At 63.9% G+C, this 12,331-nt stretch carries 8 protein-coding genes; 6 read left to right on the top strand and 2 right to left on the bottom strand.

Annotated features, from left to right (window positions below; translation table 11 throughout):
* Nucleotides 1-566: 566 nt before the first annotated feature.
* Both ACOZ4I_RS18860 and ACOZ4I_RS18855 read right to left on the bottom strand, forming a co-directional pair.
* Nucleotides 567-830, bottom strand: a complete 264-nt coding sequence (locus tag ACOZ4I_RS18860) for a HalOD1 output domain-containing protein (RefSeq protein ID WP_424004974.1) — start codon at nucleotides 828-830, stop codon at nucleotides 567-569.
* Between the two features lie 70 nt (nucleotides 831-900).
* Nucleotides 901-4,077, bottom strand: coding sequence for a GAF domain-containing protein (locus ACOZ4I_RS18855; RefSeq protein ID WP_424004972.1), 3,177 nt, complete (start codon nucleotides 4,075-4,077; stop codon nucleotides 901-903).
* Between the two features lie 642 nt (nucleotides 4,078-4,719).
* On the opposite strand from ACOZ4I_RS18855, the gene ade reads away from it, so the two are divergent.
* The 6 genes from ade (at nucleotide 4,720) to nadE (ending at nucleotide 12,278) form a co-directional block, all read left to right on the top strand.
* The gene (gene ade, locus ACOZ4I_RS18850) at nucleotides 4,720-6,381 is read left to right on the top strand and encodes an adenine deaminase (RefSeq protein WP_424005395.1); all 1,662 of its coding nucleotides are present in this window, start codon (nucleotides 4,720-4,722) and stop codon (nucleotides 6,379-6,381) included.
* Between the two features lie 135 nt (nucleotides 6,382-6,516).
* On the top strand, nucleotides 6,517-7,158 hold the full coding sequence (gene rdfA / locus ACOZ4I_RS18845) for a rod-determining factor RdfA (protein ID WP_424004970.1): 642 nt from the start codon (nucleotides 6,517-6,519) through the stop codon (nucleotides 7,156-7,158).
* The gene (locus ACOZ4I_RS18840; protein ID WP_424004969.1) at nucleotides 7,155-8,942 is read left to right on the top strand and encodes an archaea-specific SMC-related protein; all 1,788 of its coding nucleotides are present in this window, start codon (nucleotides 7,155-7,157) and stop codon (nucleotides 8,940-8,942) included. The genes rdfA and ACOZ4I_RS18840 overlap by 4 nt, the downstream gene beginning before the upstream one ends.
* Before the next feature lie 102 nt (nucleotides 8,943-9,044).
* Nucleotides 9,045-9,989 (top strand): hypothetical protein, encoded by a 945-nt coding sequence (locus ACOZ4I_RS18835; RefSeq protein WP_424004967.1) that lies wholly within the window; start codon nucleotides 9,045-9,047, stop codon nucleotides 9,987-9,989.
* 127 nt (nucleotides 9,990-10,116) lie between these two features.
* Complete coding sequence (locus ACOZ4I_RS18830; RefSeq protein WP_424004965.1) at nucleotides 10,117-10,950, top strand: hypothetical protein; 834 nt, start codon at nucleotides 10,117-10,119, stop codon at nucleotides 10,948-10,950.
* 479 nt (nucleotides 10,951-11,429) lie between these two features.
* Nucleotides 11,430-12,278: an NAD(+) synthase gene (gene nadE / locus ACOZ4I_RS18825; protein ID WP_424004963.1), complete on the top strand. Its 849-nt coding sequence runs from the start codon at nucleotides 11,430-11,432 to the stop codon at nucleotides 12,276-12,278.
* Nucleotides 12,279-12,331 lie beyond the last annotated feature (53 nt).

Here is a 12,331-nt window from a genome sequence, read left to right as displayed (position 1 = left end):
CGAAACCCGGGGTACCGTTTTGTTACACCCCCGTTACCCGGCACACCTGGAGTAAGAAATAGTTACTTGTGTGACCGTGTGTGGGCCGTCTCGTCAGCAGAATACGTCAGTCGCCAACTAATCCGACCGACCCTCTGTGAGAGGTGGTCGCCTGCAGCGTCGAAGTACTATCGGCACTCCACAGAGGATGTGACGTGAAATTCGACGACTGCTCGCTGCAATCCACCAGACCGATCGGGACCGAACACGACCTTAGGGAGAATATAAACTGGGTATAACAGAGATGTTGCTTGCCTCGGAATAAAAAGCAGACTTTCGTCGAACTCAACGGCGAAGTCCAGAATGACCGTCGGTCCGCTGGCGGCCGTAATCGTTCGTGATGCGTCGGTGAGTGTCGATATCGCGTATACCGTCAGTCGATCCGAGACGGGTTGGGGTCCTTCGATGATCGCTTGAACAGGCGCGTCGTCCCGACGCGAGTGCCCTCCTCACTCGAAGGTCTCACGGAGAGATCGCCCACGGCGCTACTCAGTATCCACGTATCCACGAATCAGGAGGGTATACGATCAGTTCGGCGAAATTTCGATTTTGTCGCTGTTCTGAATATGGACGTGAAAGCCGCTATAGGTGAAACTGATCTGAATGCTCGAACCGGCGTAACTGGTGACGATCTTGTCGAGCGCTTCGGGGTCGACCTGTTCGTACAGCGGCGGGAGGTCGGTCTCCGCGACGTGCTGTTGTGCCGCGATAGTCGATACGATCGCTTCGCTCGGAGATTCGTGCTGCTCTGCCCAGAAGACGGTCTGTGTCTCGTTCCACTCCAGACTCATTGTATGTCGGAACGATATACTCCCTTATCAGAGTATGTACTATTAGACTAGGTGTCCAGAACTGGGTAGGCTAGCTATCTAGATCGCTAGCGGTCAGCCCCTCCGTGAACAGCTGTTCGAGGAGCTTTCGAACAGCCACCCTGAGGTGGTGGCTGAACGTCGGCTGGGAGATGTCGAGGGTGTTCGCGATCTCCTGACCGGTTCGTTCCCGGGGCGATTGGTAGAACCCACTGTAGTAGGCGGCCAGTAACACTTCGAACTGGCGCGGCGTCAACTGTGACGTCAACTCAGCTTGGAACGATTCACGCGTCTGAACGCCGCGCTCGCGTTTGTATCGACTGAGGAGTTCGATGTCGGGGCACGAGCGACGCAATTCGGATATAAACTGACGAACGTCGACGGTCTGTGGGACTTCGAGGCGGATCTCGAGCGTCTCGCCGTCCGATCGGATCAATTGCGGAGCACCACCCTGTTCGGCGATCGTCAGTGCGAGCTGGCCGCCTGATACCGTGGCTTCGAAGAGCGACCTGTCCTCGGTGTCAGTCAGGCACTCGAGTCGCTCGAGTCGCGGCAGTGAGTCGGCGCTTGCCAGGACCGAGTCTCGCTCCCCGTCGGTGCTAAAGAACACGATGCAGGTATCGCTCTCCTGTGGAACGATTCCCTCGAAGGTCACCGTCGCGTCGACGGTGCTGGCGATTCGGTGGAGGATGTCGTCGGACTCCGTCGCCTCGAGATGGAGTTCGACCGCGTGGTTCGCGACGAGACCCTGTTTCGTCTCGATACTGTTGATAGCGTAGCCGATCGTCTCGCTGACCTCTTCGAGCACCGACTGCGTCGGAAGGTCGAAGGCGTCCCGAGACTTCGCGTACGCGGTGAGGACGCCGTAGGAAATCTGCTGATACGCGATGGGAATGCTGATAACGGACTGGTAGCCGCGTTCGAGAAGACGCCGGCGCCACCCGCCGCCGCCGCGGAGACCGTCTGCGACGTTGTTGTCGAGCGTCTGTTCAGCCGTGCGCGCCGTCTGGATCGCGGGTGGAGCCGGCGACTCGCCAGTGGGCGAGCGTGACTCTTCGAGGAAGCCTCGATCCGTTCCGGCCCACGTCCGCGGTGTGACCCGCTCGTCGTCGGCTTCGTACTCGCCGATCCACGCGAACGAGCAGATGTCGGACGCGACGAGCTGGTCGCAGACTGTCTGTTCGATCTCCGATCGACTGTCCGCTCTGAGTACCTGCTCGTGGATCTTCTGACTCAGTTCGGTCAGGCGATTCATCTGTTCGAGCTGGACCGTCTGCCGCTCGAGTTCGTGCTGACGGTCCTCGAGTTCGGTCTCGTAGTTCAGCCGGTCGAAGGCAGTTCGGATCGTTGCCCCGAGCAATTCGGTGATCCGACGTGTCTGCGCATCGAAGGTCCCGCCGATCTCGTCTCCGGCCCGAAGGACGCCGTGGTCTCCGAGCGGGACCAGCACCGCCTTCCCGTCCAGATCGGAAGCGTCCCCGGATATGTCGGTCTCCGACCCGTCCTCGACGATTATCGTCTCCTCGGTGAAGAAGGCCGAACTCACGAGGCTGTCGCCGTCAGCCGGAATCGCGTCGTTCGACTGCGCGTCGTCCGCGGTCGCCGCAAGCGGGCGAAACGAATTCGTGTCGCTGTCGAACCCGTACAGCACCACGTCCGGCAAATCGAGGAGGTTCCGGGCCCTGTTGACGGCGATCTGCGCCGCCTCGGTCTCCGAGGTGACAGCCAGCAGATCGGTCGCCGTCTCGTAGAGGTGGGTGAACCCCTCTTCGGCGCGCTGAGTCTGGAGCTCGTTGCTGATCCACTTGCTCAGCAGATCCACGAGAGTGACGTCCCAGTCCGAGACAGTGCCGCTTCCGGCCTCCGTACCGTAGAAACAGAACGTCCCGTAGATCGTGCCACCGACCGTGAGCGGCGTTCCGAGGTAGCGCGTGATACCGCTGTCTGCGAGGGATCCGTCCGCGAACTGCTCGTCTTCGTCGAGGTCCTGGAGGACGAGCGTCTCCTCGTTGGCGACGGTCTCCTCACAGGGTGTGCCGGACAGCGGTATCGATCCCCCGGAGTAGATCGTCTCGTCGGGCGTCTGGAGGACCTCGAACGTGTACTCCGTTCCGTTCACGCGAGACAGCGTCGCGAACTCCATCCCGAGAACGCGCCGTCCGATCTCCATGAGGTCGCCGATCTGCTCGGGCAGCGACTTCTCACGCGTCGTGAACACCTCGGTGATCGTTCGGAGCACCTCTTCGCGATCCTCGAGCTCGGAGCGCGTCGCCGTCGAGAGCAGTCCGTCAGCGACGATCTCAGCGAGTTCCGTGAGGATCGTCTGTTCCGCCTCGTCGAAGGCGAAGGGTGAGTCCGCGTAGATCGCGATCACGCCGTGGACCGATCCGGCGTACTGGATGGGCAGGGCGATCATCGACCGAAAGCCGTACTCGTCAGCGAGGGCGTGCCACGGTTCGAATCCGGGGTCGGAGTGGATCTCCGCCGCGATCTGTGGGGTCCCGGTAGTCAGGGCTCGATCACACGGCCCGCCGTCGAACACTGACTCACCGTGGCGGTCGACCAGCTCCCGAACGTACTCGATCGCGTCGCCGCCACCGGCGGTCGGAACGATCGTCCCGGACTCCTCGTCGCGTTCGCCGATCCAGGCGAACTGGTACGTCTTCGAGCGCGTCAGGATATCGCAGACGGCCTGTTTGATCTCCTCGGCCGTGGTCGCCCGGAGCACCTGTCGGTTGATCTCCCGAAACAGCGAGTTGATCCGGGACAGCCGCGCCGTCTCGAGGCGGAACCGGTACGATTCGACCGCGTTCTCGATCCGGTTCGCGAGTACGGCATATTGCTCCGGCCCGCCGCCTTTCACGAAGTAATCGGTGACGCCGGCCGAGACCGCTTCGCTGGCCAGTTTTTCGCTCCCCTGACCGGTCAGCAAAATGAACGGCAGGTCGCCGTTTGTCTGGCGGACCGTCTTGACGAACTCGATGCCGTTGGCCGACGGCATCTCGTAGTCCGAGACGATGCAGTCGATGGAGTCGCTTTCGGACTCGAAGTACCGTAGTGCGTCGTCGACACTGGCCGCCTCGACGACCTCGATCCGGTCGCTTTCGTGTTCCAGAAGCGTCGAGGCCGTTCGGCGGAAGTCCCCGTAGTCGTCGACCAGTAGCACCGTGATAACCGACGCCTTCGCGTCGCCATCAGTCGGTGCCGTCCCAGCGGCCAGCTTCCGCATGTGTGTGGGTATTGTGCGAAGCCAGTATAAACATGTGACTTGAGACGACACCGACGGAACCGTGACGACGCAGAGATGTGCGGACACCAGTCGTCGTGACTAGCCCGAAAGAAGCACGAGTGCAGTGCCAGGCTTCAGCGATATATTTGAAAGACAGTATGTATTACTATCTGATTGTTTTGCGCACTCTGATCGACAACTTCAGTCGTGGTAGCACCGGCCGTACCGGTTCAGCGACCCAGAGCCTGATCGGAGCCGCCGCGACAGCACGAGTGTATATATAGTTAGTTACTATAGGATGTATAAATTATTGTATAAATATTCCAAATATTACGTACCATATCAATTCCAATTTGTATACCCCGTGTTGGACTCCGAACGTACACCTACAGCCGAGGTCGCAGTGAAACGATAGCAAGAGTAATATATTAATTGATATTCATATCCATAGGTTAGTAAACAATCATAAGTTTCGAGGCAGTGCGAGACGCCGGTGTGTGGCGGTTGTCGGGGCAAGCTATTTCACCGCCTTCGTGCACCTGTGGGTATGCTACGCACACTTCGAGCCGGGTACGCGGTGCTCACGACAGTTCAGCCGGGCACGCCGACGAGCGGGGCGTGGATTCGGGTTCCGTCGGTCCGATGACGGTCGACACGCTCGTTTCGGGAACGCTCGTCAACGTCCACACGGGGACGCTCGAACAACGCCACGTGGCCGTCGAGGACGGGGAGATCGTCGCGCTGGAAGAGCGTCCCGCGGACCGCCACGTCGAGGCGGAGTACATCGCACCGGGTCTCATCGACGCGCACATGCACGTCGAGTCGAGCATGGTGACGCTCCCGGAGTACGGACGGGCGATGGTGCCCCGGGGCGTCACCAGCGTGGTCCACGACCCCCACGAGATCGCGAACGTCCTCGGCGAGGCGGGCGTCCGCGCCGTCGTCGAAGACGCCACGAAGACGCCGCTGAAGGCGCGGTTCACCGTCCCGTCGAGCGTTCCCGCGACCGGACTGCAAGATGGCGGGGCGACGCTCGACGCCGAGGCGGTCGCGTCGCTGCTCGACCTCGACCGGGTCATCGCACTCGGCGAAGTGATGGACATCCCCGGACTGCTCGCCGGTGACGATGGGGTTCACGAGAAGATTCGCGCGGCGCGCGAGCGCGGACTCACCGTCGACGGCCACATGCCGGGGGTCGCTGGCTCGGACCTCCACGAAGCGGCCCGCTTTCTCGACACTGACCACGAGAGCATCACGCTGGCGGAGGCCCGCGAGCGCGCCGACCTCGGCGTCCGCGTCTACCTCCGGGAGGGGTCGTCCAGCAAGAACCTCGTCGACCTCCTCCCGCTGGTCGACGCGGTCGACAGCCGGCGGCTCTCGCTGTGCACCGACGACCGGGAAGTCGTGGACGTCGTCGACCACGGCGGCGTCGAGGACGCTGTCAGGACGGCCATCGCAGAGGGTGCCGACCCGGTCGAGGTCGTCCAGATGGCCACCCTCAACACGGCCGAGAGCTACGACCTCCCGTTCGGGCGGGTCTCGCCCGGCGCGCCCGCCGACCTCGTCCTCCTGTCGGACCTCGAAACCTGGTCCGTCGAGCACGTCATGGTCGACGGGGAACTCGACCCGACGGCCGACGGAGCGGCGACGGCGACCACCGACCTGGCGACGGACACCGTCACCTTCGACCCGGTCTCGGCCGGTGACCTCGCAGTTTCGGTGGCCGACGGCGCCGCCGACACCGCCACCGTCCGCGTCATCGACGCCGTCGGCGGCCTCCAGACCGACCGGATGGAGGCCGCGGTTCCCGTCGACGGTGGCACGCTCGTCGCGCCCCCGGACGAAGACATCCTGTCACTGGCCGTCATCGAGCGCCACGGCGGCGACGGCGGCATCGGACGCGGGTTCGTCCACGGAATGGGCCTGGACCGCGGGGCCATCGGGTCGACGGTCGCACACGACGCACACAACTGCGTGGTCGCGGGCACGGACCGCGATGCGATGGCCCGCGTGGCGAACCACCTCCGAGACATCGGCGGCGGCATCGCAGCGTACGACCCGGCGAACGACGAGCTAGCGGCGCTCGCGCTCCCTGTCGCCGGCCTCATGTCCGACGAACCCATCGAAACCGTCTACGAGGGTTACGAGACCGTCGAGTCGCTGGCCGACGACATGGGACTGGTCGACAGCGGCCTGATGGAACTGTCCTTCCTCGCGCTCGAAGTCATTCCCCACTACCGGCTGACGAACAGGGGGCTGGTCGACGTCGAAGCGGCGACGCACGTCGACGTACTGGTCGAATGACCGCCGTTCACGACGCGGTGGCCGATCCCCTTTACGGACTTAGGGTGTGAATAGAGAGTGGCGGCGTGACGAGCCGTGGACAGTGCGTACACACAACGTCAAAGTCTATTACGCGCAAGTGTGAAACGGTCGGTAATGGCTGATTCGGGCTGTAAGATAGAGACGATCATCGACCAATACGGACTCTCGTCGGCGGACCCTGTTTACCCCTCGCTGAACGAGGGCCTGCTGGCCCGCTGGACGGGAGCAGACGGCCGCTCGGCCGAAGGGTATCGCTCGCTGACGGCGTGGTTCAACAAGCGGCTCCTCAAGCGGGTGTACGACGACCACGGGCGAGAGTCGCTCGACGCGCGCGTCGAGAGCGACTACGAGACGCTCCGGGGCGACGACGACCTGCGGCGCGAAGAGCTCATCGAGAGTCTGCGCGCCGACGGAATTCCCGGGGCCGATGTCGTCGACGACATGGTCTCGTGGGGGACGATGCGGACCCACCTCAACGACTGCCTCGACGGCGAGAAGGCGACGCAGTCCGCGGCGACGGACTGGGAGCGAGACAGCGTCGAGACGGCCAAGGACGTGGCCCGGAACAAGACCGAGTCGGCGCTGTCCTCGCTCTCGACGAAGGGCCAGGTCGACGGCGGCGACGACGCCGACATCGAGGTCCAGATCCAGCTCGGGTGCCCGGACTGTCCCACTCGCGTGCCCTTCGACGTCGCGCTGGAGCGCGGGTACGTCTGTGAACAGCACCGCCGACAGCTCTCCTCGAGCCAGCCATGACCTGGCATATCGACATCGAGCGGATCGCCGGCATTCTCGACGGCGCGGCGACGCTCGATCCCGGGCTGAACGCGGTCCGGGGCTCGAACTGGCAGGGCAAGTCGAGCTTCATCGAGTCGCTCAAGGTGGCGCTCGGTACGTCGACCGAACTGACCGAGGGGGCCGACAGCGGCCGCGTCCGCCTCGACACGTCGGAGGGAACCTTCGACGTGTCGCTCGCGCGGGAGGACGGGACCGTCCACCGCAGCGGGACGCCGTACCTCGTCGACGAGTACGACACCATTCGAGCGGACCTGTTCGCGTGCCTCGACGAGCGAAACGAGGTCCGCCGGGCCGTCCGCGAGGGCGAGAACCTCGAATCGGTGCTCATGCGCCCCCTCGACTTCCAGAACATCGACGAGCAGATCGCGGCGCTCAGAGGGGAGCGCGAGCAGATCGAGACGGAGCTTTCGCAGGCCCGCGAAGCCAAGAAGCGCCTGCCGACGGTCCAGGAGCGTGTCACGCGGCTCGAAGACGAACTCGCCGAACTGCGCGAGAAGCGCGACGCGATAGCGGACAGCGCCAGCGACGACGCCCCGGAGTCCGTCCAGCGTCAGCTGAGTCAGGCCCGGACCGAGCAGAACCAGGCGCGGAGTCGCGTCGAACGGCTCGAGGGGAGCGTCGAGCGGACCGAAGAGCGGCTCGCCGAGCGCCGTGAAGACCTCGACGCCCTCGAGATTCCTGACTACACCGACGTCGAGTCCCGCCTCGAAGAAGCGCGGGAGAGCCTCGAACAGGTCGAGCGCGACGCCGAGGTGCTCCAGTCGGTGTACTCCGCGACGGAGCTGGTCCTCTCGGAGAACCGGCTCGACCTCATCACAGACGTGGAGCGCGACATCGAGGGCGACACGCTGACGTGCTGGACCTGCGGCAACGAGACGACACGGGCCGACCTGGAAACCCGGCTCGACGCCCTCGGCGACCGGCTCACGGAACTCCGGGCGCGCAAGGAGTCACACCGCGACACCGTCGAGGAACTGGAGACCCAGCGCGAGGAGATCAGCCAGGCGCGCCGACGCGAGTCAGACCTCGAAGACGAGATCGCCGATCTCGTAGAGACGCTGGCAGACCGCGAACAGAGCCTCGACGCGGCAAGGAACCGTCTCGAAGAGGCGACGGAGCGCGTCGAGGAACTCGCAGAGCGCGTCGACGAGACAGTCGATGAGCGCTCGGACGTCGAGAGCGAGATCAAGTACCGTGAGGCGGAACTGGAAGACGCCGCGGACGAGCTCTCGCAGTTAGAGACGCGCGCGGGCCGCGTCGACGACCTCGAGGCCGAACTCGAGTCGATACGCGAGGAGCTGTCGGCGCTGCGCAACCGGAAGGACCGCATCAAACACGAGGCGCGCGACGCCTTCGACGAGGCGATGCGGGAGATCCTCGCGCGGTTCGACACCGGGTTCGAGACCGCCCGGCTCACCGCCGACTTCGAAATCGTCGTGGCTCGCGACGGCCGCGAGGCCAGCCTCGACGCGCTCAGCGAGGGTGAACTCGAACTCATCGGCTTCGTGGCGGCGCTGGCCGGTCGCGAGTCCTTCGACGTGGCCGAGACCGTCCCGCTGTTGCTCGTCGACGGCCTGGGCGGCCTCGACGATGACAACCTCCACACGCTCATCGAGTTCCTCCGCGGGCGGACAGAGTACCTCGTGTTCACCGCCTACCCCGAGTACACCGCCTTCGACGGCCGCGAGATCGACCCGACCGAGTGGGAGGTCGCCAACGAGTCGCCGGCCACAGCGGGCTAACCTCAGATGTGACATCTGTGTTTTCCGAGCGTATACGAGAACGTTAGTCGAACGATTGCACCATCCGACACGTATTTGTAAATCCCAGACGACGATTTCCATATGATTGTTAGCGCTGCCTTCGGCCAGCTGACGGACGTGCTCGACGGCATCGAATCCGCCGCCGCCGAGATACAGCGTGTCGAGATCCCCGAGCGAGAGATCGACGACGGCGAAGAACTCACCGCCGAGATGACGGTCAGCGTGCCCGCGTTTGCCGGGCTGTCGCTTAACGAGGGCGTCTCCGTCGACGGTGATCCGCTCGACGACGACGGACGCATCGAACTCGATCTGTCGGTCACGGTCCCCGCGGACGGCGATAGCGCTGCCGAGTACGGACTGGACGACGAACCTGGAAACGGGCGGTCACCGCAGTCGTCGATCCCGGCCTACAAGGACCCAGAAGCGCTCGCGGCGGTCTACGAGGAGTACAACACGTTCCCGGAGATGACGGAGGCACTGGACGTCGACGTTACCTCCGAGACCGTCCGCCGGTACATGGTCGAGTACGACATCCACGATCCGACGGACAACACGCCCCACCCCGACAACTTCGATTTCTCGTCGCCGGAGTCGGAAAGCGACGACGGCGACGAATCGGCGGCAGTCGACGCTGACGAGACCGACGAACCGGTCGCAGACGCGGGCGAAGCCCCATCTGAAAGCGACGAGAGCGAACAGTCTGAGTCGGCCGAGAGGAGCGAACTCGGACGACGGCCCGTCGCGGAACTGCTCACCGAATCTGACGGCCAGGGCCAGGACGACAACCTGGTCGCCGACGGAATCGGCATCTCGGAGGACCTGACCGTCGCCGACCTGGCGACGGCCGTCAATCAGTCCGACTCCGTCCACGAGGTCACCCAACAGCTGGGGATGAGCCGCGGAAACGCCCGCCGGTTGTTGCGCGAACTCGACCTCGTCACGTTCGTCACCCACCCGCTCGGCGCGTCCCAGATTGCCGTCTCCGAGACGGAGATCAAGCGCCGCATCGACACCGCGAGTTCCTGACGACGATCAGCCAGCGCCGTCGCCACGGGCCGTGGTCCGGTCCGAGACGAATGTCCAGTAGCTGTTCGTCAAGATATACGCGAGATATACAGAAAGACTATTAATTTGGCCGAGAATTAAGACATAAATGGCAACGATTCGCGTACGGGACTGGACGAAAGAGCAAATAGAGCGCATCCGGGATGCGGAGTCGCACTCGTCGCACGACTCGGTCATCAAGTCCCTCCTGAAAGACCGTAAGCTCGCCCAGTACGTCGACTACCCGGTCGAATCTCCGACCGACCAGGCCGAGGAGAGCGAGGGGGAACCCACGGCCACCGACAGGCCCTTCGATGAGCTAACCGTGCTGGCGGAACTGGAACAACCCGACAACGGGGTCGTGTTCCTGTGGTGCCCCAACTGCGGCAACGAGCTCGCGCACCTGACCGTCGACACGCCGCTAGGGCTCTCGGTCTTCGAGACGGAGTGCCAGCGCTGTCTCACCCACCTCGACAGTCACGCCGTCGTGGCCATCGAGATCGGCTACCCCATCGAGCAGAAACTCGTCGAGGACGCCCTGCGGTCCGACCTCAGACAGTGTGTCCGCGACTACTGGGATCGGACCCTCCAGCACGCCGCCGACGCCGACGAAGACGTCGACCGCCTCGTCTGGCAGTTCGATCAGTACCGCCGAGAGTTCGCCTGGGACTGGCCCGCCGACCGACCGGTCGTCGGTCTCGACCCCGACACCACCTACCGCGACAGACAAACGGGCGAGCGGATCCGAGTTCTCGAAGCCGTCACCGACAACCGAAACGCCCTCGACGCGCACCAGGTCCAGCGCTACTCGCCAGACACCGACCTCGAAACGACTGACCCAGACACCGAAATCCTCGACCCCGCGGACGTCGTCCGACTCGTCTGCGACCGGCGAGTAGTGCTTTCGGACGTGGATTCGAGAGAAGTGCCGACCGCAGAGTGACCGTCACAGAACGCCGTGGGCCGGCAGGAAATCGACGTGGCAACTCCGGCAGGCGACGATTCCGTACTGGTCAGAACAGGCCCGTCGTTCGCCACAGAGTTCACACTGTGATTCCCCGGCCCCCTCGCCACAGCGAACGGGACTCCCCTTCGATGCACGTCTCCGCTTCAGCGATCCGATCATTCTCTGTTGGGCCTCCGGCGGTAGCGGCTTATATATCTTTGTCAGTAAAGAAATATTGCGAGTGATCACACATTCACAAATATGCGTCGATAGAAAGTGCACAGTACTCGAACAAATATAAGGAATATACAGTATACGACAGAGAATTATGGCGTTTGGTGAAAACAGTTATCAGCGGGCAGTCCCGCGTTTCGCATCGTGAACACGTCGGTTCGACACAGGACTCGGACGAGCGCCGTCCGTCATTGGCACGGTTGCGCGAACACTCTCACGCGGGCACAGCGGAGGGGCGGTCCGTGAGCCACGCGAAACACCCGCGGACGCTCAAACTACCCCGCGAGGAGAACGGCCTCGCCACGTCGAAACCCGCGGTCAGGCGGGTCCAGGAGCTGTTGCCCGCGTTCCTCGAAGACACCGTCGTCGAGGCGGAAGCGAACGGCCTGGTCGTCGCGCTCGACGGCGGGATCGAGACGACAGTCGCGGCCGCGATGGCCGTCGACGCCGTCGGAGCCGAGCGGGTCACCGGGCTCGTCGTTCCGATCCAGTTGAGCGAGGAAGCGCCGGCGCGAACCGCCGAGGCGGTCGCGTCGATGCTGGATATCGAGCACCACCGACTGCAGCTACAGCCGGTGCTGGCCGCGTTCCAGAGCGTCGTCGGCGAGACCGGTCAGCCCACCGACGATCTCGTGGCGATTCGAAACGCCAGCGAGCGGCTCCGAATGGCCTGTACGTACTACGTCGCGAACACCACGAACCGACTCGTCGTCGGCACCGTGAACCGGACCGAGCGATTGCTTGGTACCGTCGCCAAGTACGGCGAGAACGGCGTCGACGTGGACCTGTTCGGCGACCTCTACCGGACCGAACTCCGGTCGCTGGCCGAGGACATGGAAGTCCCGTCGGACATCATGGACCGGGCGACGACCCGGTTCGACTACGCCGACCGAAGCGACGCCGAGGAACTCGGCATCGAACCGGCGACGCTCGACAGCCTCCTGCACTTCGCGGTCGACAGGCAGCTGTCGGCACCGGAGACCGCTGACCGCGTCGGCGTCGATCCGAGCGTCGTCCGGCGGGCCGTCCGCTGGTGCTCGCGGACCCGCCACAAGCGCCATACCCCGCCGAAGCCGTCGATGGCGAACTGACCGAGAAGCGACCGGAGCTGCACGGTGGCACGTCTCTCCGACGATCTGTGTGG

It is taken from the genome of Haloarcula salina (genome assembly GCF_049603855.1).
In the GTDB taxonomy this organism is placed as follows: domain Archaea; phylum Halobacteriota; class Halobacteria; order Halobacteriales; family Haloarculaceae; genus Haloarcula; species Haloarcula salina_A.
This window is presented reverse-complemented; position numbering and strand designations above follow the sequence as displayed.